Below are 25,124 nucleotides of genomic sequence, written 5' to 3' on the forward strand. Positions count from 1 at the left end.
AAATTTGATGTTTCAAACTATATTTTACGTTATAAACTTTAATTACTCATCTTGCATCATTTGTTTAACACGTTTAGCTTCTTTTTCACGTAATGATTTATTTAAGATTTTCTTTCTTAAACGAATACTTTGAGGAGTAACCTCTACTAGTTCATCATCATTAATATATTCTAAAGCTTCTTCAAGCGTAAGAATTCTTGGTCGGTTCATAGTTTGTGTTTGATCTTTAGTTGCTGAACGTACGTTTGTTTGATGTTTCGCTTTAGTAATATTAACAGTTAAATCATTTTCACGATTATGTTCACCAACAATCATACCTTCGTACACTTCAGTACCTGGCTCCATGAAGTTAACACCACGATCTTCTAAATTGATGATAGCGTATGCAGTTGCTTGACCTTGGTCCATTGAGATAAGCGCACCATTACGTCTACCTCCAATTTGTGCTTTAACACGAGGTCTGAACTCTTCGAATGTATGGTTGATAATACCATATCCACGAGTCATAGACATAAATTCAGTTGTGTATCCAATCATACCACGTGCAGGTACCATAAAGATTAAACGCGTTAATCCGTTATCAGTAGTCGACATGTCTAACATTTCACCTTTACGTGCACCTAATGATTCAATTACTGAACCTGCATTTTCAGAAGGCACTTCACATTGAACACGTTCGAAAGGTTCACTTAGAACACCGTCAATTTCACGTAAAATAACTTGTGGCTTAGATACTTGAAGTTCAAAACCTTCACGTCTCATATTCTCAATTAAGATAGATAAATGTAACTCACCACGACCTGCAACTACCCATGTATCAGGAGAATCAGTTGGCGTAACTTTTAATGAAACGTCTGTTTCAAGTTGTTGATCTAGACGTTCTTGGATTTGACGTGCAGTGACATAATCACCCTCACGTCCTGCAAATGGTGAATTATTTACTTTGAATGTCATTTCAAGAGTTGGTTCATCAATACGTAATACAGGGAGAGCTTCTTGGTGGTCTGTAGGTGTAACTGTTTCACCTACGTTAATATCTTCCATTCCTGAAACCGCAATTAAATCACCAGCTTGTGCTTCTTCGATCTCTTCACGTTTCAATCCAAAATAACCGAAGATCTTAGTCACACGGAAATTCTTAACTGTACCGTCTAATTTAATAAGTGACACGTTATCACCGACACGCATTTTACCTCTAAATACGCGTCCTACACCAATACGTCCTACATAATCATTATAGTCTAATAATGCTACTTGGAATTGTAATGGTTCATCATGATTATCTAATGGCGCTGGAACATAATCTATGATTGTTTCATATAATGATTGCATGTTTTCATCTTGTTTCTCTGAATCAAGACTAGCAGTACCATTGACAGCTGATGCATATACTACTGGGAAGTCTAATTGTTCATCATTCGCTTCTAATTCGATAAATAAATCTAAAACTTCATCTACTACCCCTTCAGGTCTAGCTGATGGTTTGTCAATTTTATTTACTACTACAACGGGTTTTAAATCTTGTTCTAATGCTTTTTTTAGTACAAAACGTGTTTGTGGCATTGTTCCCTCGTAAGCATCTACAACAAGTACAACACCGTCAACCATTTTCATAATACGTTCAACTTCGCCACCAAAGTCAGCATGTCCAGGTGTATCTAAGATGTTAATTCTTGTACCTTTATAGTCAATCGCAGTATTTTTAGCAAGAATTGTAATACCACGTTCTCTTTCTAAGTCATTAGAGTCCATTGCTCTTTCGTCAACATGTTCGTTCTCTCTGAAAATTCCAGATTGTTTTAGTAATTCATCTACTAAAGTCGTTTTACCATGGTCAACGTGCGCAATGATTGCAATATTACGTACATCTTCTCTTCTATTAGTCATTTTATTATTCCTTTCTCGAATAAACTCCCACTTTTAATTACAACTTTTTTATTATATCATATTATTAGTAAAAGATAACAAAAAGGTGGGGTATGGGATGGAAAAACCTAAGTCTAAAGGTATATTTTGGGTGCTATCTATTATAGCAGTAATATTTTTAGTGCTTTTTAGTTTCAGTGTTGGAGCTGGTAGTATTCCAATGATGATTTTAACATTTATACTTTTCATTGCAACTTTTGGCGCTGGATTCACGCTTAAAAAGAAATATCGTGAAAATAACTGGCTTTAATATAGAAAAATGTCTCGGTAGCAAAATTTGGAAGAAATTCACCTTTCAAAGTTGACTGACCGAGACATTTTTTATTTTCTAAAACGTTGATGTAACTCTGTTAATACCTCATTATGAGGATTTAAATAATTTTCTAGAATCTCATTATGCGTTGCTTTATTTCCAACTAAAATAGAATTAGCACTTTCAATAGTGAGCGGTTCACCCATTAAATTACTTCCAATTCCACCAACTTCATTTAAAATAATCAAACCACCTGCAAAATCCCATGGTTGCAATCTTGGCGTGATATATGCAGCCAATTGTCCTTTAGCTACACTTATAATTTCTAATGCCGCACTTCCAAAAGCTCTACAACTTCTTGCTTGGTTTACAATTTCTGAAAAAATGGGTCCCATTTTTGGTTTAGTAACCCAGTTTGGATTAATTCCTATTAAACTTTGGTTAAGTTGCGTGTTATCAATGGTTTTTAATTCATGATTGTTTTCAAAAGCACCTTCGCCAACTTTAGCATGGTATAGTACATCCTTCATTACATCATAAACTAAACCTGCATATGGCTTGCCATCTCGATAAATACCTATGGAAATCGCAAATCCCTCTTTTTGATGAACAAAATTTAAAGTTCCATCAATTGGATCAACAACCCATACCACACCATTGACGTCTTCCATATGATGTCCATGTCCTTCCTCACCAATGACGCGATGATCAGGATAACTTCTTAGAATTGCATCGTATATATAGTTTTCAGTTGCTTTATCAACATTTGTTACTAAGTCGTTTGGGTTCGATTTCGTTTCAATACTTAAATCTTCTTTCATCATTATTCTAACTTTGTTGCCCGCTTCTAGTATTAAACCTTGTGCAAATTCATATAGTGACATATCATCATCTCCTGTTGTCTTCTATTATACAGAATTTCTGGCAATATTATCTATACATCATTGTATACCTTATAATTGTGAGTTTAAACGCTTGAAACCTTAATTCTGCTTTTGGAATGATTGAGTCATTCTGTGCTACAATAACTTTAAATTAATTATTCTGAAAAGGAGCAACGCTAATGACACAATATACATTTAAACCTAAAGATTTCAAAGCGTTTGAAGTTGAAGGCCTAGATGCTCGAATGGAAGCATTAAATGAATATGTAAGACCTCAACTTAATCAACTAGGAGACTATTTTAGTGAATATTTCACTTCTCAAACTGGAGAAACTTTTTATGCACATGTTGCAAAACATGCTCGTAGAAGTGTAAATCCTCCTGTAGATACATGGGTAGCTTTTGCTCCAAATAAACGTGGATATAAGATGCTACCTCATTTCCAAATTGGTTTATTTAAAGACCATTTATTTTTAATGTTCGGTGTTATGCATGAAGGTAAAGATAAAGCTGAACGTGTAAAAGTGTTTGATAAACACTTTGATGTGCTTAAACAATTGCCTGAGGACTATCAAGTGAGTTTAGACCACATGAAACCTGAAAAATCCTACATTAAAGATTTAAGTGACGATGAATTACATAAAGCAATTGATCGTGTTAAGAATGTTAAGAAAGGAGAGTTTTTCGTTGCACGCTCCCTCTCTCCTAAAGATGCTGAATTAAAATCTGATAAAGCCTTCCTATCTTTCGTAAAAGAAACTTTTGATGAATTTTTAAAATTCTATGAATAAATAAAACATTTAATTCAATATGAGTTGTAAACTATGTTTACCTTTGTAAGAGCCTGGGCCATAATTCAATGACTCAGGCTACAAATATATTTTGGCAGTAGTTGACTGATTTAAAAATGCACTTGTAACAAGCTTTTTTAATTCGATTCAACCTTGCCGGGCTGAGCCGGGCCCCAACAAAGAAAATTTCAAAATAAGAAATTCTACAAGCAGAGCAAGTTGGGGAAACAACGATATAAATTTTGGAAAATATTATTTCTGTCCCACTTTTTTTACACCCAATTTTATTAGATTGACCTAAAAATAAAGTTAGATTATTATAAAATATATTAGTTTAAGGAGTTTTTTCATGGGTGTAATAGACAACAAAGGACAACGTAGTTTAGATGAAATTAATAGCACAATCGAATTTAATGGCTCGCAACGTACTAGTCAGAAATTTTTAGCTTTTCTAGGACCAGGTTTACTTGTAGCTGTTGGTTATATGGATCCAGGAAATTGGATTACATCAATGCAAGGTGGCGCACAATTTGGTTATACTTTATTATTTGTAATTTTAATATCTAGCTTATCAGCAATGTTGTTACAAAGTATGACTGTTCGTTTAGGTATCGCTACTGATAAAGATTTAGCACAAATGACTCGTCATTATTTAAACAAACCAACTGCAATTATATTTTGGGTGATTGCTGAACTTGCAATCATTGCCACTGATATTGCTGAAGTAATCGGAAGCGCGATTGCTTTGGATTTACTTTTTAATATTCCTTTAATCATAGGTGCTTTAATAACAGTTTTTGACGTATTTTTATTACTTTTTATAATGAAATTTGGTTTTAGAAAGATTGAAGCAATCGTCGGTACTTTAATCTTTACTGTACTAATGATTTTTGTTTTTGAAGTTTACATTTCATCTCCAAATTTAATTGAAATACTAAACGGATTTGTTCCACATTATCAAATTATTGCTAATCATAGTATCTTGTATATTGCATTAGGTATTATTGGCGCTACAATTATGCCTCATAATTTATATTTGCACTCATCAATCGTGCAATCACGTAAGTATAATCGCCATAGCTTTACTGAAAAAGCCCAAGCGATTAAATTCGCAACAATTGATTCTAATATTCAATTAAGTATCGCATTTATTGTAAATTGCTTGCTACTTGTTCTAGGGGCTGCTTTGTTTTATGGCGTCAATTCAAATAGCTTAGGTGGTTTCTATGATTTATATCAAGCTTTAAGAACACAACCTGTGTTAGGTGTTGTAATGGGAAGTATAATGAGTACACTATTCGCAATAGCATTATTAGCATCCGGTCAGAATTCAACAATCACTGGTACACTCGCAGGTCAAATAGTTATGGAAGGATTCTTAAAACTTTCTATACCAAATTGGATGAGACGCTTAGTCACAAGAAGTTTGGCTGTCATACCTGTTTTAATATGTCTTGTTATTTTCCGAGGCAATGAGTCTAAAATGGAACAATTGCTAGTATTTTCACAAGTGTTCTTAAGTATTGCACTACCTTTCTCATTAATACCTCTGCAATTAGCCACAAGTAATGAAAAATTAATGGGTCCGTTTAAAAATAAAAAGTGGGTTAATATATGTGCTTGGGGTTTGATCATCATATTGAGTTTCCTAAATATTTATCTAATAATAGAAACCTTTAAAGAATTATAAAAAAATCTAACGATTTAGCATTATAAATACTAAGTCGTTAGATTTTAGTTTTATATTTTAATAAATATATGGATCATCTTTCTTACGTTCATTATATGATTTTTCAGTTTGCCATTCATCCGTGTTTACTTTTGTTGATTTAGGTTTTTGTTTAGGTAGATTAGGATCCTTTTTAACAAATAATATGATTGCTACAACAATCCACAATATTCCTGCAATTAAACTCATATTAAATATACCTACTAATGCTGCGACAATTAAAAGACAACCTGCTAAAATAGGACGACCTTTAATGATTAACATACCAATAATGCCTAACAACGTTGAAAAGATTAATGTTCCCATAGAAAAAGCCATAGCAAAGTTGACCATTTCAGGTGTAACTTTAACATCTTGATTTCCAAATTGTTTTAGCATTTGTTGATATTGTTCAGTATTATTGTTATTTCTAACCATAAAGTAAGATAGTGATGACATAATTAAATAAATAATACTTAAACCACAAGCAATCCATCCAAGAATTAACTCTACTTTTCTACTCACTTTCTTAGCCTCCATTATTAAAGTATTTAATTAAATCATACTAAAATTGTAATCTGTTTGCGACTAACTTCATGAATTAAATTGTGGATATTGACACAAAAACGGTTAAGCCATATATGACTTAACCGTTTTAAATGTATATTAGTTTTTATTATCTTCTTCTTGGTTGTTGACGTCTTTCTCTGATTCGATGTCATCTTTATTCAAGATTTGTTTACGTTCTTCATAGTTCATACGACGTTGACTAACAGCACTTGGTTGATTTTTACGACGCTCTTTCATACGTTGATTATAAGCTTTGCGCTTTTCTTTTTTCTTAGCTTTAATTTCAGCTTTTTCTCTCTTACGTTGTGCTTTTTCTTCTCTTTTATCAACTTTTGGCTCAGTATCTACTACATTTTCAGCAAAATCGTAAGACTCTTCATCACTAGTGTTATCAAATTGTGATTTTTTATTCGCCTTTTTGTTGTATTTAGCCTGTCTAGAGAGTACTCCCGTTGCTTCAACATCATCAGCATCCGATTGATACTCTCCAGTAATTGCACGTTTTGGATATTGATTATATTTATCTTCCTCAGTATCAGTTGCTAAATCTTGCTCTCCATCATTACGAATCGTTGTTTCATCGTAGTTGTTATCTCGATAATTACTATCGATATCATCATTGTAATAAGGCTTTTTACGACGTGTACGACGTTCAGATTTTTTGGTTTTACGTGGTGATTCAACATAGTCTTCATCATAATCATTATATTGATTATGATCGTCGTAATCATAGTCATCATTAATATTTCTATCAGATCCATAATAACGATCATCATATTCATCTCTAGGATAATATTGATTTTCATAGCCGTGTGATGGACCATACATAGGCACTGTCTCGACCTTGCTCTTCCTTGCAAACATCATGATTGCAATAATAAAGAAGAAAATAGGAATAATTAATGTTACGAATAATAATACTAATGGCAATGTAATAATTGAGGCAATTAAAAACAAGAATCCAGAAAGTATTCTCATATTCATAGATATAAGTGCTAAAAATGAAATAAGCAAACACACTATGAAATAAACAATAATTGCCCATACACCATTTTGTAACCAAATTACAAATTGTGTTGTATTTAAACTATTATTTGTTAAAATTTGCTGAATTAGTTCATTACTATTCATTGAGTTTTCAAGATTTTGAATTGATGTATCATTACTAAATGACACGAGTGCAATAAACATTGTAATAACCGTCAATATAAGTAAGAAAATCCAACTAAACCAACCTAAAAGTTTTTCAGTCAGACGACTCACAGGCCGTTTGATTTGCGTGTAACGTTCTCCTGACATGTATTACAACTCCTTATTTTACTTATCAAATAATTATATCTAATTCATTATAAAATAACTACTATTTATAGTCTATTTTAAAGACATTTTAAAGTTTAAGAAACTTTCGTTATATTCTCCTAAAGTTTTAGGACCTAAATCTTTATAGACTTCTAATCGTGATTGCTCTTTTTGAGTAGGATAGAAACGATGATCATCTCTAACTTCTTTAGGTAACAACTGACGAGCCGCTTTATTAGGTGTAGCATATCCGACCCATTCTGTATTTTGCTTATTATTTTTAGCATCAAGAAGGAAATTCATAAATTTATAAGCCCCTTCTTTATTTTGAGCGGTTTTAGGAATAACCATATTATCAAACCATAGGTTAGACCCTTCTTTTGGAATAACATAATTATATTTGTCACTATCTTGCACTAAAGGAGCTGCAACACCACTCCATACTACTGCAATATTCCCCTCATTTTGTTCAAGCATCATTGTGACTTCGTCTCCAACAACGCCACGAACTTGTGGTGTAAGGTGATTCAAATCTTTCTCTGCTTCTTTTAAATGACTTGGATTTGTATCATTTAAACTATATCCTAATTTGTTCAAAGCTAATCCCATAATTTCTCGTGCACCATCAACTAATAAAATATCGTTTTTATATTTAGGCTGATATAATGCTTGCCAACTACTAAAGTCTTCATTTGGGTATACCTCTTTATTATATAAGATGCCTACAGTACCAAAGAAATAAGGTAGTGAATACTTATTATGTCTATCATATGACATGTTCATGTAATCAGAATCTAAATTTTTTATATTTGGAATTTTACTATGATCTAGTGGTTCCAATAAATTTTCACGCTTCAATTTCTGAACGGTATATTCACTAGGAAAAGCCACATCATAGTGGGTTCCACCATTTCTAATTTTAGCTTCCATGGCCTCATTAGAATCAAACGTTTCATATATAACACGAATACCTGTTTCTTTCTCAAATTGTTTAATTAAAGCGGGGTCTATATATTCTCCCCAATTATACACGTATATCTTTTCACCAGTACTAGTATTATCCTGCGATTTAAACCAGTGACTTATACCTAAGCATATTAATCCAACGACAATTGCACCTAATATTAACTGTAAAAATTGCTTCACTGATTTACACCTCGCTTAGTTAATTGTCGTCTCTTAACTGTATGTTGTATTGCATAATAACCAACAATCCCTAATACAATAGCTGCAAATAAAATAGTTGAAATTGCATTTATTTCCATACTAATACCTTTACGTGCCATAGCGTAAACTTCTACAGATAATACACTAAAGCCATTACCGGTTACAAAGAAACTTACTGTAAAATCATCTAAAGCGTATGTTAGCGCCATAAAGAATCCACCTATAATTGAAGGCATTAAATTAGGTATTAATACACGTCCAAGTATTTGTGATTCCGTAGCACCTAAATCACGTGCAGCATTTAAAATATTATTATTCATTTCATATAACTGTGGTAACACTACGATAACTACGATAGGAATGCAAAATGCAATATGCGACGCTAACACTGTTCCAAAACCTAGTCCTAAACCAGTTAAATGCCCTATTGCTGTAAACATAATTAAAAATGAGGCACCAATCACTACATCAGACGAAACCATTAGCACATTATTAAGCGTTAATAATGTTACTTTAAATTTTTTATTTCTTAAATAATATAATGAAATGGCACCAAATGTTCCTATTATGGTAGAAATTGCAGCTGCTAATAGCGCAACTGCTACCGTATTAAAAATTACAGACATCAGACGATCATTCTGAAATAGACTTTGGTAATGTTCCAAAGTAAAATGCTCAAAATGAATCATATTTCCCGCTGAATTAAATGAATAAAACATAAGGAAAAATATCGGAATATATAATATAGCTAATAAAATGCCAATATATAATTTTCCATACCACTTCATTTAATTCACCTTCTTTCGTCCGTAGATTTCGATTTAGTAATGATTAAAATAAATGCCATAAATACAATCAAGAATATGGCGATTGTAGAACCCATACCGTAATTTTGAATAACTAGGAATTGTTCTTCAATCGATGTACCAATATTGATAACTTTATTACCTGCAATTAATCTTGTAATCATGAATAGCGATAATGCTGGAATAAATGTTACTTGAATGCCTGTCATGACACCTTCTTTAGTTAGAGGTACGATAACTTTTCTAAATGTAGTAAATGGACTAGCCCCTAAGTCACTAGAAGCTTGTAACAAATTATTTGGGATAGCTTTCATACTATTAAATATAGGTAAAATCATAAATGGTATATAAATATAGCTTGCTACTAATAAAAATGCACCCGGTGTAAATAATAGATTAGCCGAAGGTAAATGAATAAAATTTAGAAATCTATTTATTAAACCCTCATGGCTTAGTAAACCAATAAAAGCATATGTTTTAAGTAATAGATTTATCCACGTCGGAATAATTAAAATGAGCAACCACATATTTTGATTTTTTGACGAACGAATAAAATAAGCAGCAGGGTAGCTAATTAATAGAGTGATTATAGTAATTAATGCTGCATAAAAAATCGAATCCCACATCATTTTTAAATATTTCATTGATAATATTTGTTCATAGTTTGTCAAACTAAAATGACCATTTAAATCAGTGAATGAGAAATATACAAGTAAAATAACCGGCACTATTATGAATAACACCATCCATAATAAATATGGAATGATTAGTACTTTATTTATATTACGCATTGTCAAACTCCTCATAACTTTCAATACGTTTATCAAATTCCTCTTCTGTTTCACCTGGAACCATGATGTGTATTGCCTCAGGGTCAAAATAGAGTCCTACTTCGCTTCCAACTTCTGCTTTTTTAGTTGTCTGTATGACCCATTCATATCCTTTTCTATCAATGCAACAAATTTCATAATGAACGCCTCTAAATAGCATTGAATCAACAGTAGCTTTAAATAACCCTTTGTCTGCTTCTATTAATGAAATATCTTCAGGTCTAATGACGACTTCGACATTTTTGCCTGAAGGTATACCAGCATCTACACATTCAAAATCTTGACCATATATATTTACTACGAAATCCTGAACCATTTTACCCTCAACAATATTGGATTCGCCTATAAAATCAGCTACAAAACGATTGACCGGTTCATCATAAATATCTGTAGGTGTACCAAATTGTTGAATTTTACCATCTTTCATAACAAATATGTAATCACTTAGCGCTAATGCTTCTTCTTGATCGTGAGTAACAAATATGAAGGTAATTCCTAAACGTTTTTGTAATTCACGTAATTCATACTGCATTTCAGTTCTTAATTTTAAATCCAAAGCAGATAGAGATTCATCTAATAATAAAATTTCTGGCTCATTAACTATTGCTCTTGCGATAGCAACGCGTTGCTTTTGACCGCCACTCATTTCATTAATATTTCTTTGTTCATACCCTGATAATTTTACTAGTTTTAATGCATCCATTACTTTTTTATCAATATCTTTTTTGGAATGCTTTTTCAACTTTAAACCAAAAGCAATATTGTCATAAACATTCAAATGCGGAAATAAAGCATAATCTTGGAAAACAGTGTTTACCTTTCTTTTATTTGCAGGTAAATCACCTATTGATTTATTTAAATATATAATATCTCCATCATCTGGTTGTTCGAACCCAGCTATAAGTTTTAATATTGTGGTTTTACCACAACCTGAAGGACCTAGTAATGTATAAAAATGTCCTGACTCAATCTCTAAATCCATTTTGTTTAATATCGTTACATCGTCAAAACCTTTTGTCACACCTTTAAAAGATAACAATGGCTCCATTACTATACTCCCCCTTTATAAATATGATGCTGTCGCAACAATTAAAATTTCAATTTCATCGGTTGTTTCATTATGTAGTTGATGTATTTCATTAGCCCTAAAATATAAAACATCTTGTTCATTTGCCTGATATCGTGAATTTCCTAATGTAAGTGTTACACACCCTTTTAAGCAATAAATAAATGTATCTGACTCAGATGGATCAAAATGTTTATAAGACGCACCTGGTTTTAATGATAATATGAGCGGTTCCATTTCAAATTCATTAGATTTCATTACCAACCAATTAAGTACATAACCTCTATCATATTCATCATAAATAGTTCGTTCATTTTTAGTGTATAGCACTTTTTCTTTTGACTTCTCTTTAAAAAAATCACTAGGAGAAGTACCTAACACTTCTAGAATATTTAAAAATGTTTCCATACTAGGAGAAGCATGTTGACTCTCAATTTGAGATATATACCCTTTTGATAAATCTGTTCGTTCTGCTAGCTCTTCTTGCGTTAAATTCTTTTGACGTCTTAAATTACGTAATTTATTTCCAATTTGCATCGCTAATCACCTTAAAAAAGCTATACTTTGTTTAGTAATATTAAACATTTTGTTTAATGCTTAATAAAAGTAACAAAATATAGCTTTAACTTCAATACTTTTTTGAAATTAATTAAAATTAATGATGTAGATATTATGATTTTTAATAATTAACGTTAAATCGTTATAAGTTATTTTGCACTGAATGATGTTAATTCGGGATTGTTCTTTACTTCTTGTACAACTTTATAACTATTATAATTACTTTTTTCTTCAAATTCTTTAAATAATTGCTTTTCTTCTGCTTTGCCGGGAACAATTTCTTTGAATCGTTTATAATGATTCATTAAGTCTTGACCGTTAACCGAGTTTTCATAGTAATTTTCAATTTTATTAAAGAAAGCAATCACATCAACTATTTCTTCATTAGACCAATCTAAGTCTAGTGGATATTGGTATTCCATTTTATTCCTCCATTCATTGTATTAGCTATTAGTAATCTATTACCCTTTTTTGGTTAAATAATTATAAAAAAGGGGTGAAACTAAGTTCAAACATGAACTTGAGTTGCACCCCTCTTGGATGTCAAATAACCTCAATCAAATCTAATTAAAGTTATTCGATCTATATAGTTAGTCAGTTTGACTAAAAATTACATTGTGTGGATTGGCATTCCAATTGCTTTTTCAGCAGCTTCCATAGACATTTCACCTAATGTTGGGTGAGCATGTACTGTTAATGCGATATCTTCAGCATTCATACCAGCTTCAATAGCTAAACCTAATTCAGAAATGATATCTGAAGCGCCATTACCGGCAATTTGTGCACCGATAACAGTATCGTCTTCTTTAAGTGTGATAAGTTTAACGAAACCAGTTGTATCATCTAATGATAAAGCACGGCCGTTACCAGCATAAGGGAATTTAAAAGCTTTGTAGTCTAAACCTTCTTCTTTAGCTTGTGCTTCTGTGTAACCTACTTGAGCTAATTCTGGTTCAGTGAAACATACAGCTGGCATACCGATGTAGTCTACTTCTGATGCTTGACCAGAGATAGCTTCAGCAGCTACTTTAGCTTCATAACTTGCTTTATGAGCAAGTGGTAAACCAGGAACGATATCACCAATTGCATATATATTGTCTATAGAAGTACGGCTTTGTTTATCTACTTCTAATAATCCACGATCTGCGAATTTAAGTCCTAACTCTTCTAAACCTAATTCGTCTGTGTTTGGACGACGACCAACAGTTACTAATACATAATCAGCTTCGATAGTTTTTTCTTCACCTTTAGCTTCATAAGTAACTTTAACGCCATTTTCAGTTTCTTCAGCATTTTTAGCCATTGCTTCAGTAATGATTTCAACGCCTTTTTCTTTCATGCCTTTTTTAACTGGTTGAACCATTTGTTTTTCGAATCCGCCAAGAATTTCTTTAGCGCCTTCTAAAATTGTAACGTCTGAACCAAAGTTAGCAAATGCAGTACCAAGTTCTGAACCAATGTAACCGCCACCTACAACGACTAATTTACCTGGAACTTCTTGTAGGTTTAATGCACCTGTTGAATCGATAACACGTTTGCCAAATTCAAAGTTAGGAATTTCAATTGGTCTAGAACCTGTTGCGATAATAGCGTGTTTGAAATTGTAAGTTTGTGCACTTTTTTCATCCATAACGCGTAAGCTGTTATTATCAACGAAATAAGCTTCACCTTTTACAATCTCAACTTTATTACCTTTTAATAAGCCTTCAACACCACCAGTTAATTTGTTTACAACTGATTTTTTGAATTCTTGAACTTTGTCGAATTTAAGTGATACGCTTTCAGCGATAACACCTAAGTTTTCAGAGTGTTGAGCTTCTACAAAGCGGTGTGAAGCGTGTAATAATGCTTTTGAAGGAATACAACCAACGTTTAAGCATACACCACCTAAGTTACCTTTCTCAACGATAGTAACTTTTTGTCCTAATTGTGCTGCGCGAATTGCTGCAACATATCCACCAGGACCTGCTCCAATTACAATAGTATCTGTTTCAATTGGGAAATCTCCAACTACCATGTTTTACCCCTCCATTAATAATAATTCTGGATTATTTAATAAGCGTTTGATGTGATTCATAGCGTTTTGTCCAGTTGCACCATCAATTTGTCTGTGGTCAAAGCTTAATGATAAAGCTAATACTGGAGCTGCTACGATTTCACCATCTTTAACGATAGGTTTTTGAGCAATACGGCCAATACCTAAGATAGCTACTTCTGGGTGGTTGATAACTGGAGTGAACCATTGTCCACCAGCTGAACCGATATTACTGATTGTGCATGTTGCACCTTTCATTTCATCAGATGTTAATTTACCATCACGAGCTTTAACTGCTAATTCGTTGATTTCATCTGAAATTTGGAAGATTGATTTACGGTCTGCATTTTTAACTACAGGAACTAATAAGCCTCTGTCAGTATCAGCAGCAATACCAATATTCCAGTAATGTTTGTGTACAATTTCGCCAGCTTCTTCATTGAATGAAGTGTTAAGTGCTGGGTATTTTTTAAGTGCAGAAACTAATGCTTTAACAACATAAGGTAAGAAAGTTAATTTAGTACCTTGTTCAGCTGCAACTTCTTTGAATTTTTTACGGTGATCCCATAAATCTTGAACATCAATTTCATCCATTAATGTTACGTGAGGAGCAGTGTGTTTTGAGTTAACCATTGCTTTCGCAATTGCTCTACGCATTGCTGGGATTTTTTCAGTAGTTTCAGGGAAGTCTCCTTCAGGTACTGATTGAGTTTGAACTGCAGAAGTATCTTCTGATGTTGAAGCAGCTGCACTTTCATTTGATGCTGTTGCTGCTTGAGCACCGCCACCATTTAAGTGGTTATCGATATCTTCTTTAGTAATACGACCATTTTTACCTGAACCAGCTACTGCTTTGATGTTAACGCCTTTTTCACGTGCATATTTACGAACAGATGGCATAGCTTTGATTTGTCTATTTTCATCTACTTCTTCATCTTGTGAAGCTGATGCTGCTGGTGCTTCTTCAGTTTTAGCTTCTTCTTGAGCTGGTGCTTCTTCAGATGAAGCATCGTCATCGTGACCACCTTTAAATTGCATATCTTCTGCATCAGGTGCATCGATTTTGACAATAACATCACCTACAACTGCTACAGTACCTTCGTCAACTACAACTTCTTCAACAGTACCGCTAACAGGAGATGGGATTTCAACTACAGATTTGTCATTTTGAACCTCTGCTAATACATCATCTTCTTCAATTGTATCTCCGGCTTTAACAAACCATTTTACAATTTCACCTTCGTGGATACCTTCACCAATGTCGGGTAATCTAAATTCAAATGCCACGTTCTTGTCCTCCTAGATTTCTTATTCATCATTTAATAAATTTATAACATAGAGCAAGGACAGAATAATTTGAAAGCCTAAACTCAAACTATTTTGCCCTAAATCTCTAGTTTACACTTACTTATTCACACATAGAGTAAAAAGTAAACATTTTACTTACTTCCTATAAGTCTGCTTGCTAGCTAATTGATAAGCTAAAATATTAGAATTCTAAAGTTGCTTTAGCTTTTTCAATGATATCGTTTTTGTTTGGTAACCAAACATTTTCAGCTTGTGTAAATGGATATACTGTATCAGCAGCAGCCACACGAGCGATTGGTGCTTCTAATGAAAGAATAGCACGTTCAGCTAATTCAGCAGCTACAGTAGCACCAACACCAGCTTGACGTTGAGCTTCTTGAACTACTACAGCACGGCCAGTTTTTTCAACTGATGCAACTAAAGTATCGATATCGATAGGTTGTACAGTACGTAAGTCAATAACTTCAACTGAGTAACCTTCTTTTTCTAATTCTTCAGCAGCTTTTTCAGATTCTTGAACCATTGCACCGTAAGCGATTAATGTGATGTCGTTACCTTCTTTTTTTACATTAGCTTTACCGATGTCAATTGTATATTCTTCTTCAGGAACTTCTTCACGGAATGAACGATATAATTTCATATGTTCTAAATATACAACCGGGTCATTAGATCTGATTGATGAAAGTAATAAACCTTTAGCATCATATGGACCTGAAGGAATAACTACTTTAATACCAGGTGATTGAGCTAAAATACCTTCTAAGTTATCAGCGTGAAGTTCAGGAGTATGAACACCACCACCGAATGGTGCACGGATTGTAACAGGTGCTACTTTTGAACCACCTGAACGGAAACGTGTACGAGCAATTTGACCTGCAACTTCGTCAAATACTTCAAATACGAAACCAAGGAATTGGATTTCCATTACAGGACGGAAACCTTCAACAGTTAAACCAAGAGCTAAACCACCGATACCTGATTCAGCTAATGGTGTATCGAATACACGGTCTTCACCGAATTCTTTTTGTAAACCTTCAGTTACACGGAATACACCGCCGTTAACACCAACGTCTTCACCGAAAACTAATACGTTTTCGTCATTTTGCAATTCAGTTTTAAGCGCATTATTAATCGCTTGAACCATTGTCATTTGTGCCATGGCTTATTTCGACTCCTTCTCTTTGTAAATTTCATATTGTTCAGCTAAGTTTTGAGGCATATCTTCGTACATGATATCCATTAAGTCAATAACTGTTTGTTTTGGAGTATTATCAGCCTCTTTGATAGCTTTCTTGATGTCGTCTTTAGCACGTTCAATAACTTCATTTTCTTTTTCTTCGTTCCATAATCCTTTGTTTTCAAGGAATTTTCTGAAACGAACTAATGGGTCTTTTTTCTCCCAATCTGCATCTTCATCTGAAGTTCTATAACGAGTTGGGTCATCTCCAGCCATTGTATGTGGACCATAACGGTAAGTCATAGTTTCAATTAATGTTGGACCTTCACCATTAATAGCACGATCACGAGCTTCTTTAGTAGCTTGATATACAGCTAATGCATCCATACCATCAACTTGGATGCCTGGGATACCTACTGCAATAGCTTTTTGAGCTAATGAAGTTGCTGCTGTTTGTTTACTACGTGGTGTAGAAATAGCATAGTTATTGTTTTGGATAACAAAAATTGCTGGCGCTTTATAAGCAGAAGCAAAGTTGATACCTTCATAGAAGTCACCTTGTGAAGAACCGCCGTCACCAGTGTATGTGATAGCAACTGCTTTTTTTCCACGTTTTTTAATACCGAATGCTACACCAGCAGTTTGAATGTATTGAGCACCGATAATGATTTGTGGACTGAATGCATTAACACCTTCAGGGAATTGATTTCCTTTGAAGTGTCCTCTTGAGAATAAGAAAGCTTCAGTTAATGGTAAACCATGCCAAATGATTTGTGGCACATCACGGTAACCAGGTAAGATGAAGTCCTCTTTTTCTAAAGCATATTGTGAAGCTAATTGAGAAGCTTCTTGTCCAGCTGTAGGCGCATAGAAACCTAAACGTCCTTGTCTGTTTAATGAAATAGAACGTTGGTCAAGAATGCGTGTCCATACCATTCTTTCCATTAATTCTACTAGTTGTTCATCAGTTAAATCAGGTACTAAGTCTTCATTTACGACATTACCATCTACATCCAAAATTTGAACCATTTCAAATTTCGACTGAGTATCATTTAATACTTTTACTGCATCGAATTGGGCTTGTAACTTAGGAGCCATTCAATTCACCATACCTTTCCCATATAATAGAAATTCATTTTATCCTCTCATAGTGTACCACAATTTATTTATACTGTTAAATATTTTAGTAAAGTTCTGTATTACTAAAAAAGATACAGTTTTTTACAACTGTATCATTCCAATCAACTAATCTGTACTAATGCTTATATTGCTACAGATTATCAACATCTTGTTTTTCTTTATTAACTGTGTTCATAGCTTTTGAATAATCTTTAAATTTATTTTGGAAATTCTTCTGAGCTTTATTCAATGCATCATTTTTTTCATCAACTTGCGATTGAGTTACACCATCTTGTTTAATAAGTTCGAACAAGTCTTTTTCTTTTTCCAAGACATTTTTATACGCACTTGCATATTCATCATGAACTTTATATTTATTTTTTACAGCATCGTCTAATTGTTTAACTTCTTTTTTCTTATCATCACTTTTAATTTCATCAATATGTGACTCGCCTTTTTTAAACTGTTTTTCAGAATCATTTAAAGTTGATACTTCTTTATCGAATGTTTCTTGTCTCTGTTTGATATTTTCAAGAATATCATCAGCAGCTTTCTTACGAGTATCCTCGTTATCACTATTAGCTTTTTTATATAAACCTTGCTTCTTTTCCTCAAGTGAGTTTAATTTTTTGCTAATGCTATTGATTGATTGCTCTTTATCAAAAGCTTTTTGAATATTTTCATTATACGCTTTAACTTCTTTTTTATCTGTTGTACAGCCTGCTAATAAAATAGTTGATGCTGCTACTACCGCAACTGTTTTACGTAATTTCATTGAGTGTAAACCTCCTAGTAGTCATTCGACTGTAATAATATAGAATTATACTTTATAAATCAAATGAAATAAGATAATGTACTTATTATTCATTTTTCTGTTATATTTTATTGTAAGGAAGGTGTATGACATGTTAACAATGAAAGATATTATAAGAGATGGTCATCCTACGTTACGTGCTAAAGCTGAAGACGTAAGTTTACCTCTTTCTGATGAAGATAAAAGTACATTAAAAGAAATGCGTCAATTTTTAATTAATAGTCAAGATGATGACATTGCAAAAAAATATGGTTTACGTTCTGGTGTAGGTCTAGCCGCCCCACAGATTAATGTTTCAAAACGAATGATTGCTGTCTATTTACCTGATGATGGAAATGGAAAAGCATATGACTATATGCTAGTTAATCCTAAAATTATGAGTCACAGTGTTCAACGTGCTTATTTACCTACTGGAGAAGGTTGCTTAAGTGTGGATGAAAATATCCCTGGTTTAGTTCATAGACATTTCAGAGTAACAATTAAAGCGTTAGACATTGATGGTAACGAAGTTAAATTGAGATTAAAAGGTTACCCAGCAATTATATTCCAACATGAGATTGATCATTTAAATGGTGTTATGTTCTATGACTATATTGATCAAGATAATCCATTAACTCCACTACCTGATTCTGTTGAAGTATAACTTTTAACAATTTTATTTTTCTCAAACTATTTTCAATGATGGAACTAGTTTGAGTTTTTTATTTGTATTATGGTTGTTAAATTGAATTTATTACTTTTAATAATTTTTAAAAAATATATAACGTTGATGAAGTAATGAAGAGATATAAACTGCTTTATTTATTTATATACATAAGGTAAAATGAGTAGTAACTGAAATCTTAGTTTAACGCTAATTTTCAAATAATGAACGACATTAACAATTACCTTAGTGAAAGCTTGAGAGTCAAATTTACAAGATATTTCTATGAATGTATATCACTAGGTCGACAATCATCAAGTGACTTTAAAATCATTATTTATACAGATAAATTTATCTTCTTATTTATGATTTATGAAGCAATTCCTATTGTCGTAATCAACAAGATTTGATGTATCAAGTTAATATATTAGGGTTCAGATTAATATAATCAATTTAGATGTTTAAATTTAGGAGGAACTATCCAATATGGCAGTATTTAAAGTATTTTTCCAACATAATAAAGACGAAGTAATCGTTCGTGAAAACACAAATACGATTTATGTTGAAGGTGAAACAGAAGAACAAGTAAGACGTTATTTAAAAGACCGCAATTACAATATCGAATTCATTACTAAATTAGAGGGCGCACATTTAGAATATGAAAAAGAACATTCTGATCATTTTAACGTGGAGAATGCTCAATAATGAAGCAATTACATGCTAACGAAGTAGGTGTATATGCTTTAGGTGGCTTAGGTGAAGTCGGTAAAAACACTTATGCTATCGAATATAAAAATGAAATTGTTATCATTGATGCCGGAATAAAATTCCCTGATGATAATTTATTAGGGATTGATTATGTAATTCCTGATTACACTTACCTCGAACAAAATCAAGACAAAATTGTCGGTCTATTCATTACACATGGACATGAAGACCATATAGGTGGTGTGCCCTACCTATTAAAGCAAATTAATGTACCTATCTATGGCGGTCCATTAGCATTAGGATTAATTCGCAACAAGTTAGACGAACACAACTTATTACGTAATGCTTCATTAAATGAGATTACAGAAGATAGTGTTATTAAGTCTAAACACTTTGAAATATCATTTTACTTAACTACACATAGTATTCCTGAAGCTTATGGTGTAATAATTGATACACCTGAAGGTAAGATTGTTCATACAGGTGACTTTAAATTTGATTTCACTCCTGTAGGCGAACCTGCGAATATTGCTAAAATGGCAGAATTGGGTAAAGAAGGCGTATTATGTCTATTATCTGACTCAACAAATGCATTAGTACCTGATTTCACATTAAGTGAACGTGAAGTAGGTCAAAATGTAGATAAAATTTTCCGTAACTGTAAAGGACGTATCATATTTGCTACATTTGCTTCTAACATTTACCGTGTACAACAAGCGGTTGAGGCTGCTATTAAATACAATCGTAAAATAGTAACATTTGGTCGTTCCATGGAAAATAATATTAAAATCGGTATGGAATTAGGCTATATTAAAGCACCGCCAGAAACTTTTGTTGAACCAAATAAGATTAACAACATTCCAAAACATGAATTACTAATTTTATGTACAGGATCTCAAGGTGAACCGATGGCGGCTTTATCACGAATTGCAAATGGAACTCATAAGCAAATTAAAATTATACCTGATGATACTGTTGTATTTAGTTCATCACCTATTCCAGGTAACACTAAGAGTATCAATCGCACGATTAATGCATTATATAAAGCTGGTGCTGATGTTATCCATAGTAAAATTTCAAATATCCATACATCAGGTCACGGTTCTCAAGGCGATCAACAACTTATGCTTCGCTTGATTCAACCGAAATTTTTCTTACCAATACACGGTGAATATCGTATGCTTAAAGCGCATGGACAAACGGGTGTCGACTGTGGTGTTAAAGAAGAGAACGTCTTTATCTTTGATATCGGTGATGTACTCGCATTAACACATGACTCTGCTCGTAAAGCCGGTCGCATACCTTCTGGTAATGTGTTAGTAGATGGTAGTGGAATTGGTGATATAGGTAACGTTGTAATTCGTGATCGTAAATTATTATCTGAAGAAGGATTAGTCATTGTAGTGGTTAGTATTGATTTCAACACTAATAAATTACTTTCAGGTCCAGATATCATTTCTCGTGGTTTTGTGTACATGCGTGAATCAGGTCAATTAATTTATGACGCTCAACGCAAAATTAAAACCGACGTAATTTCTAAATTAAATGCTAATCCAAATATTCAATGGCATCAAATTAAATCTTCAATCATTGAGACATTACAACCTTATCTATACGATAAAACTGCTCGTCGCCCAATGATTTTACCTGTAATTATGAAAGTAAACGAAGATTAAATATAATGATGCACTTCACATAGAGAAATCCGTAAATGAATTATAATATTCATTTACGGATTTTTTATGAAATTTCATCTATGAATCTTTCTCTTGATTAAAATTTGCTGGCAACGTTTTAACAAATGTAAATAATACAATTGTTTGAATCACGACCATTATCACTAATCCAATTCGAATATATAAGTTTGAAATCATAAAAATAGAAAAACCAACTACTATATATAAACTTATAAGTATTCTTATTTTTTCTTTCATAGTATACCCTTTGTATTTTTTTAAATTTTCAACATAATTTTTATAAATTTGAGTGCTTTCAAGCCATATTTTGAATTTCCGGGAACTATTAGTAAAACAAATCGCTGCTAAAATTAGAAAAGGTGTCGTAGGTAGTAATGGTAATACTGCCCCTATGAACGCGATTACAGTAAATACTATTCCTAATACTATTAATACATATCTCATTTAGTAGAATCATCACTCCATCATCTTATTCTTAAAATATGTTGCTGATTTTTAAATTCTTCTAACTGTTTATAAAAACATCACAAATATCAATGTTACTAAATATGAAATCAATAGCTTTTTATTTAGTAGTCATTTAATAGTTGTGATGCAACATTTATCTTACAATTTTCTTTTCAAAACGATTTAAATCATTATCGTGTCCGATCATAATCAATATATCTCCAAATTCTATATTCATAGACGGGTCTGGCGATACAACAATTTCCTTGCCTCGTTTAATTGCTATTATATTAATTCCAAATTGCGCACGAATATCCAAATCAATAATCGATTGGCCTGTCATTTTTTCGCTTGCTTTTAATTCAACTAGTGAATGCTCATCTGCCAATTCAAGGTAATCTAAAACACTAGCACTTGCGACATTATGAGCGATTCGTCGTCCCATATCTCTTTCAGGATGGACAACTGTATCCGCACCAATTTTATTTAAAATTTTAGCATGATAATCATTTTGAGCTTTAGCTGTAACTTTCTTAACACCTAACTCTTTGAGAATTAGCGTAGTTAATGTACTAGATTGAATATTTTCACCAATCGCTACTATAACATGATCAAAGTTACGTATACCTAAACTTTTCATCACTGCTTCATCTGTAGTATCAGCTACTACAGCATGCGTTGCAATATCACTATATTCATTGACACGTGCCTCATCCCTATCAATTGCCATAACATCCATATCTAATGCATTTAATTCTCTTACAATACTTCCACCAAATCGGCCTAACCCAATAACAACATATTCTTTCTCCATTTAATGGCTACCCCTATCTATAAAAAAATAAGGAAAAAGCTGAAACAATCGACATCATGTAGATTACTACTAACCAAGTTAATGTACATAGATGTTAATCATTTCAGCCCCCTTTTATTATTTTAATTATTTTTTACCTTCAACATATTCTTTATCGAATACAAATAATCTTAATAATAATATTAACGATGGAACTAATAAAAGTAAACCTAAAATAAATACAATCACTAGTGCTAAGCCCATTGAAGCATTAACACCTGAATCACTTACTTTGATGTAGGGATATAACAAGTAAGGTAATTTGCTTATTCCGTATCCATAAAAAGCGAATGCCATTTGTAATATAACCATGATAAATGCTAGACCATGATATTTCTTGATGAAGTTTAAAATTCCGGCTACTACAAAACAAATAAAGCTTAATGCATACATCCACCAATAATTTTGAACTGCATTATTAAAATGATCTGCATTTTGAATTCTTAGAGATAAGAAAACAAATAGAGAAATAATAATCATTGGAGGTCCCCAGAAAATAAACCATTGTCGCATATATTTATAAGCTACTTCGTCTTTAGCTTTCGAAGCATAATATGTTAAAAATCCAGAAGAAATATATAATACACTTATGATTGCTAGAAAGACGACTGACCATGCAAATGGACTTAGTAATAATTGAAACCAATCTAAATCAAAATGTGAGCCACGTTCAGTAATATAGCCACCTTCTGATATAGTTAATACCGTTGCCAATGATGCTGGTATTAACAAACCTGTAAGTCCATACATGATAATCCATGGTAATTTAGTATCCTGACCATAATGTTCAAACGCGTAAAAGCTTCCTCTAATAGAAATTAAAATCAACGCAATTGAACCAGGAACTAATAGCACAGTACCAAAGTATAACGCTGAATCAGGGAAAAATCCTACGAATCCGACAAAGAAGAAAACAAAGAAAACATTAGTAACTTCCCAAACAGGATTTAAGTAACGCTCTACTAAGTGATTTATCTTTTTCTCTTCCCCAGTTAATTTTGTGTGTAAGGTAAAGAAACCTGCACCAAAGTCAATTGAAGCAACAATGATATATAAGAATAAGAAAGTCCAAAGTACGGTAATACCTATAGTTGTGTAATCCATTAAGCATGACCTCCTTTTTCAATGACTTTATCTACATCATCTTGAGCAGGTTTGTCTTTGAACATGCGAATTAAAACATATGCAGATGTAAAAAGTAATACTAGATAAAGTAGTCCGAATAGAATTGTTACAAGTGTTATTCCTCCTGCCTGAGTAGCAGCTTCACTTACTCGCATATAACCTCTAACAATCCATGGCTGACGACCTACCTCAGTTAAAAACCATCCAAATTCGATTGCTAACATAGCAGCTGGCCCTGTTAGAAGAACTGCATATAGCATACCTTTATGCGTAACGTATTTACGCAGTTTTTTAATCATTAAAGTTAAAATAAAGGCTCCTGAAATAACAAAACATAACACACCCATCGTTACCATTAAGTCAAAGAAATAATGAACGATTAATGGAGGTAATTCATTTTTAGGGAAGTCATTAAGACCCTCTACTTTAGTATTTACATTGTTATCCGCCAAGAAACTAAGCATACCTGGAATCTTGATTGCACCTTCAACTTCTTGAGTCTTTTCATTTAAAACTCCGAAAAATACTAAATCAGCCTTAGATTGTGTATCAAAATGCCATTCGTAAGCTGCAAGTTTTTCTGGTTGAACTTGATGTAAGAATTTAGCAGATAAGTCTCCAGCTAACATTGACAATAATGTTGATATGAAACCAACAATCATAGTCATCTTTAAGGCCTTTTTATGATATTCTGCATCTTTGTTGTATTTATTTTTCAATAATTTAAAAGCCGCAATAGATGCAAGAATAAACGCCATTGTCATACCTGCTGTAGCTACTACATGAAACGCCCTAACTAGGAATGATGAATTGAACATTGCCTCAAGTGGTTGTACATTAACCATTTTGCCATCTTTCATTTCAAAACCTGCAGGTGTATTCATAAATGAGTTTACAGAAGTAATAAAGAACGCGGAGAATGAACCACCAATGATGACTGGTATACTAATAATGAAGTGTGTCCATTTATTTTTAAAGCGATCCCATGTGTATAAATAAATACTAAGGAAAATAGCTTCAAAGAAAAATGCAAAAGTCTCCATAAATAAAGGTAAAGCAATCACGTGCCCACCCATTTTCATAAATGTTGGCCAAATTAATGATAATTGTAAACCGATAATCGTACCAGTTACAACACCAACAGCCACAGTAATGGTATAACCTTTCGACCAACGCTTAGCTAGTGCTATATATTTAGGATCCTTGTTTTTAATTCCTAAAAATTCTGCGATTGCGAACATTAAAGGCATACCAACACCGACAGTCGCAAAGATGATATGTACTGCTAGAGTCATACCTGTTAGGAAACGACTAATTTCAACGGAATCCATAATTTTATC

Annotated in this window: 25 protein-coding genes; 6 read left to right on the top strand and 19 right to left on the bottom strand. The window is 32.8% G+C overall.

The genetic code is table 11. From position 1 onward, the window contains the following. Positions 1–42: 42 nt before the first annotated feature. The gene (gene typA / locus SBL15_RS00590) at positions 43–1,887 is read right to left on the bottom strand and encodes a translational GTPase TypA (RefSeq protein ID WP_011276119.1); all 1,845 of its coding nucleotides are present in this window, start codon (positions 1,885–1,887) and stop codon (positions 43–45) included. A 97-nt stretch (positions 1,888–1,984) separates the two neighbouring features. Here typA and SBL15_RS00595 point away from each other — a divergent pair, with 97 nt between their 5' ends. Further along, positions 1,985–2,176: a DUF5325 family protein gene (locus tag SBL15_RS00595; RefSeq protein ID WP_011276120.1), complete on the top strand. Its 192-nt coding sequence runs from the start codon at positions 1,985–1,987 to the stop codon at positions 2,174–2,176. A gap of 71 nt (positions 2,177–2,247) precedes the next feature. On the opposite strand, the gene SBL15_RS00600 is transcribed toward SBL15_RS00595, so the two are convergent. Beyond that, the gene (locus tag SBL15_RS00600) at positions 2,248–3,063 is read right to left on the bottom strand and encodes an inositol monophosphatase family protein (protein WP_107612290.1); all 816 of its coding nucleotides are present in this window, start codon (positions 3,061–3,063) and stop codon (positions 2,248–2,250) included. A gap of 179 nt (positions 3,064–3,242) precedes the next feature. Between SBL15_RS00600 and SBL15_RS00605 the strand changes: the two genes are divergently transcribed. Further along, a complete protein-coding gene (locus SBL15_RS00605; RefSeq protein WP_011276122.1) occupies positions 3,243–3,854 on the top strand; it encodes a YktB family protein in 612 nt (203 codons plus the stop codon). Between the two features lie 349 nt (positions 3,855–4,203). After that, a complete protein-coding gene (locus tag SBL15_RS00610; protein ID WP_053017971.1) occupies positions 4,204–5,544 on the top strand; it encodes an Nramp family divalent metal transporter in 1,341 nt (446 codons plus the stop codon). Positions 5,545–5,601: 57 nt separating this feature from the next. Here SBL15_RS00610 and SBL15_RS00615 read toward each other — a convergent pair whose 3' ends face one another. From SBL15_RS00615 to SBL15_RS00675, 13 genes are all read right to left on the bottom strand, one after another. Next, a complete protein-coding gene (locus SBL15_RS00615) occupies positions 5,602–6,087 on the bottom strand; it encodes a DUF4064 domain-containing protein (RefSeq protein WP_317954865.1) in 486 nt (161 codons plus the stop codon). A 141-nt stretch (positions 6,088–6,228) separates the two neighbouring features. After that, on the bottom strand, positions 6,229–7,431 hold the full coding sequence (auxB, locus tag SBL15_RS00620; protein ID WP_037535615.1) for a lipoteichoic acid stability factor AuxB: 1,203 nt from the start codon (positions 7,429–7,431) through the stop codon (positions 6,229–6,231). Between the two features lie 72 nt (positions 7,432–7,503). After that, the gene (locus tag SBL15_RS00625) at positions 7,504–8,577 is read right to left on the bottom strand and encodes a PotD/PotF family extracellular solute-binding protein (protein ID WP_107612288.1); all 1,074 of its coding nucleotides are present in this window, start codon (positions 8,575–8,577) and stop codon (positions 7,504–7,506) included. Continuing rightward, positions 8,574–9,386 carry an ABC transporter permease gene (locus SBL15_RS00630; RefSeq protein WP_317954867.1) on the bottom strand — a complete coding sequence of 271 codons (813 nt, stop codon included), beginning with the start codon at positions 9,384–9,386 and terminating at the stop codon, positions 8,574–8,576. The genes SBL15_RS00625 and SBL15_RS00630 overlap by 4 nt, the downstream gene beginning before the upstream one ends. A gap of 5 nt (positions 9,387–9,391) precedes the next feature. Further along, positions 9,392–10,195: an ABC transporter permease gene (locus SBL15_RS00635; RefSeq protein WP_037535609.1), complete on the bottom strand. Its 804-nt coding sequence runs from the start codon at positions 10,193–10,195 to the stop codon at positions 9,392–9,394. Beyond that, entirely contained in the window at positions 10,188–11,282 is a 1,095-nt protein-coding gene (locus SBL15_RS00640; protein WP_107612287.1) for an ABC transporter ATP-binding protein, read from the bottom strand. Before SBL15_RS00640 ends, SBL15_RS00635 begins: the two co-directional genes overlap by 8 nt. A gap of 15 nt (positions 11,283–11,297) precedes the next feature. After that, the gene (locus SBL15_RS00645; protein ID WP_011276130.1) at positions 11,298–11,837 is read right to left on the bottom strand and encodes a helix-turn-helix domain-containing protein; all 540 of its coding nucleotides are present in this window, start codon (positions 11,835–11,837) and stop codon (positions 11,298–11,300) included. 170 nt (positions 11,838–12,007) lie between these two features. Further along, positions 12,008–12,280, bottom strand: a complete 273-nt coding sequence (locus SBL15_RS00650) for a UPF0223 family protein (RefSeq protein ID WP_107612285.1) — start codon at positions 12,278–12,280, stop codon at positions 12,008–12,010. A 188-nt stretch (positions 12,281–12,468) separates the two neighbouring features. Next, the gene (gene lpdA / locus SBL15_RS00655) at positions 12,469–13,875 is read right to left on the bottom strand and encodes a dihydrolipoyl dehydrogenase (RefSeq protein WP_317954870.1); all 1,407 of its coding nucleotides are present in this window, start codon (positions 13,873–13,875) and stop codon (positions 12,469–12,471) included. Positions 13,876–13,878: 3 nt separating this feature from the next. Further along, entirely contained in the window at positions 13,879–15,180 is a 1,302-nt protein-coding gene (locus SBL15_RS00660) for a dihydrolipoamide acetyltransferase family protein (RefSeq protein ID WP_011276133.1), read from the bottom strand. Between the two features lie 202 nt (positions 15,181–15,382). Then, positions 15,383–16,360: an alpha-ketoacid dehydrogenase subunit beta gene (locus SBL15_RS00665; protein ID WP_011276134.1), complete on the bottom strand. Its 978-nt coding sequence runs from the start codon at positions 16,358–16,360 to the stop codon at positions 15,383–15,385. Positions 16,361–16,363: 3 nt separating this feature from the next. Next, positions 16,364–17,476: a pyruvate dehydrogenase (acetyl-transferring) E1 component subunit alpha gene (gene pdhA, locus SBL15_RS00670; RefSeq protein WP_011276135.1), complete on the bottom strand. Its 1,113-nt coding sequence runs from the start codon at positions 17,474–17,476 to the stop codon at positions 16,364–16,366. 172 nt (positions 17,477–17,648) lie between these two features. Beyond that, positions 17,649–18,272, bottom strand: coding sequence for a YkyA family protein (locus SBL15_RS00675; protein ID WP_037535598.1), 624 nt, complete (start codon positions 18,270–18,272; stop codon positions 17,649–17,651). Between the two features lie 130 nt (positions 18,273–18,402). Between SBL15_RS00675 and def the strand changes: the two genes are divergently transcribed. From def to rnjA, 3 genes are all read left to right on the top strand, one after another. After that, complete coding sequence (gene def, locus SBL15_RS00680; protein WP_037535596.1) at positions 18,403–18,954, top strand: peptide deformylase; 552 nt, start codon at positions 18,403–18,405, stop codon at positions 18,952–18,954. 486 nt (positions 18,955–19,440) lie between these two features. Further along, positions 19,441–19,659: a DNA-dependent RNA polymerase subunit epsilon gene (locus SBL15_RS00685; RefSeq protein ID WP_002448185.1), complete on the top strand. Its 219-nt coding sequence runs from the start codon at positions 19,441–19,443 to the stop codon at positions 19,657–19,659. Then, on the top strand, positions 19,659–21,338 hold the full coding sequence (gene rnjA, locus SBL15_RS00690; protein WP_037535591.1) for a ribonuclease J1: 1,680 nt from the start codon (positions 19,659–19,661) through the stop codon (positions 21,336–21,338). Before SBL15_RS00685 ends, rnjA begins: the two co-directional genes overlap by 1 nt. Before the next feature lie 78 nt (positions 21,339–21,416). Here rnjA and SBL15_RS00695 read toward each other — a convergent pair whose 3' ends face one another. The 4 genes from SBL15_RS00695 to SBL15_RS00710 all read right to left on the bottom strand — a co-directional run bounded on the left by SBL15_RS00695 (position 21,417) and on the right by SBL15_RS00710 (position 25,115). Next, positions 21,417–21,803 (bottom strand): YbaN family protein, encoded by a 387-nt coding sequence (locus tag SBL15_RS00695; RefSeq protein WP_053017963.1) that lies wholly within the window; start codon positions 21,801–21,803, stop codon positions 21,417–21,419. Positions 21,804–21,960: 157 nt separating this feature from the next. Continuing rightward, entirely contained in the window at positions 21,961–22,620 is a 660-nt protein-coding gene (locus tag SBL15_RS00700) for a potassium channel family protein (protein ID WP_011276142.1), read from the bottom strand. A gap of 126 nt (positions 22,621–22,746) precedes the next feature. Then, positions 22,747–23,763 carry a cytochrome d ubiquinol oxidase subunit II gene (locus SBL15_RS00705; protein ID WP_107612282.1) on the bottom strand — a complete coding sequence of 339 codons (1,017 nt, stop codon included), beginning with the start codon at positions 23,761–23,763 and terminating at the stop codon, positions 22,747–22,749. Then, positions 23,763–25,115, bottom strand: a complete 1,353-nt coding sequence (locus SBL15_RS00710) for a cytochrome ubiquinol oxidase subunit I (RefSeq protein ID WP_016930740.1) — start codon at positions 25,113–25,115, stop codon at positions 23,763–23,765. The genes SBL15_RS00705 and SBL15_RS00710 overlap by 1 nt, the downstream gene beginning before the upstream one ends. Between the last annotated feature and the right edge of the window lie 9 nt (positions 25,116–25,124).

Origin of the sequence: Staphylococcus sp. NWU MKU2, from assembly GCF_033283605.1 — a bacterium.
In the GTDB taxonomy this organism is placed as follows: Bacteria; Bacillota; Bacilli; order Staphylococcales; family Staphylococcaceae; genus Staphylococcus; species Staphylococcus haemolyticus.

Bases quoted from the DNA above. Each gene is read 5' to 3' on its own strand.
- typA (WP_011276119.1), bottom strand. From the start codon at position 1,887: ATGACTAATAGAAGAGAAGATGTACGTAATATTGCAATCATTGCGCAC.
- SBL15_RS00595 (WP_011276120.1), top strand. From the start codon at position 1,985: ATGGAAAAACCTAAGTCTAAAGGTATATTTTGGGTGCTATCTATTATA.
- SBL15_RS00600 (WP_107612290.1), bottom strand. From the start codon at position 3,063: ATGTCACTATATGAATTTGCACAAGGTTTAATACTAGAAGCGGGCAAC.
- SBL15_RS00605 (WP_011276122.1), top strand. From the start codon at position 3,243: ATGACACAATATACATTTAAACCTAAAGATTTCAAAGCGTTTGAAGTT.
- SBL15_RS00610 (WP_053017971.1), top strand. From the start codon at position 4,204: ATGGGTGTAATAGACAACAAAGGACAACGTAGTTTAGATGAAATTAAT.
- auxB (WP_037535615.1), bottom strand. From the start codon at position 7,431: ATGTCAGGAGAACGTTACACGCAAATCAAACGGCCTGTGAGTCGTCTG.
- SBL15_RS00630 (WP_317954867.1), bottom strand. From the start codon at position 9,386: ATGAAGTGGTATGGAAAATTATATATTGGCATTTTATTAGCTATATTA.
- SBL15_RS00635 (WP_037535609.1), bottom strand. From the start codon at position 10,195: ATGCGTAATATAAATAAAGTACTAATCATTCCATATTTATTATGGATG.
- SBL15_RS00640 (WP_107612287.1), bottom strand. From the start codon at position 11,282: ATGGAGCCATTGTTATCTTTTAAAGGTGTGACAAAAGGTTTTGACGAT.
- SBL15_RS00645 (WP_011276130.1), bottom strand. From the start codon at position 11,837: ATGCAAATTGGAAATAAATTACGTAATTTAAGACGTCAAAAGAATTTA.
- SBL15_RS00650 (WP_107612285.1), bottom strand. From the start codon at position 12,280: ATGGAATACCAATATCCACTAGACTTAGATTGGTCTAATGAAGAAATA.
- lpdA (WP_317954870.1), bottom strand. From the start codon at position 13,875: ATGGTAGTTGGAGATTTCCCAATTGAAACAGATACTATTGTAATTGGA.
- SBL15_RS00665 (WP_011276134.1), bottom strand. From the start codon at position 16,360: ATGGCACAAATGACAATGGTTCAAGCGATTAATAATGCGCTTAAAACT.
- pdhA (WP_011276135.1), bottom strand. From the start codon at position 17,476: ATGGCTCCTAAGTTACAAGCCCAATTCGATGCAGTAAAAGTATTAAAT.
- SBL15_RS00675 (WP_037535598.1), bottom strand. From the start codon at position 18,272: ATGAAATTACGTAAAACAGTTGCGGTAGTAGCAGCATCAACTATTTTA.
- def (WP_037535596.1), top strand. From the start codon at position 18,403: ATGTTAACAATGAAAGATATTATAAGAGATGGTCATCCTACGTTACGT.
- SBL15_RS00685 (WP_002448185.1), top strand. From the start codon at position 19,441: ATGGCAGTATTTAAAGTATTTTTCCAACATAATAAAGACGAAGTAATC.
- rnjA (WP_037535591.1), top strand. From the start codon at position 19,659: ATGAAGCAATTACATGCTAACGAAGTAGGTGTATATGCTTTAGGTGGC.
- SBL15_RS00695 (WP_053017963.1), bottom strand. From the start codon at position 21,803: ATGAGATATGTATTAATAGTATTAGGAATAGTATTTACTGTAATCGCG.
- SBL15_RS00700 (WP_011276142.1), bottom strand. From the start codon at position 22,620: ATGGAGAAAGAATATGTTGTTATTGGGTTAGGCCGATTTGGTGGAAGT.
- SBL15_RS00705 (WP_107612282.1), bottom strand. From the start codon at position 23,763: ATGGATTACACAACTATAGGTATTACCGTACTTTGGACTTTCTTATTC.
- SBL15_RS00710 (WP_016930740.1), bottom strand. From the start codon at position 25,115: ATGGATTCCGTTGAAATTAGTCGTTTCCTAACAGGTATGACTCTAGCA.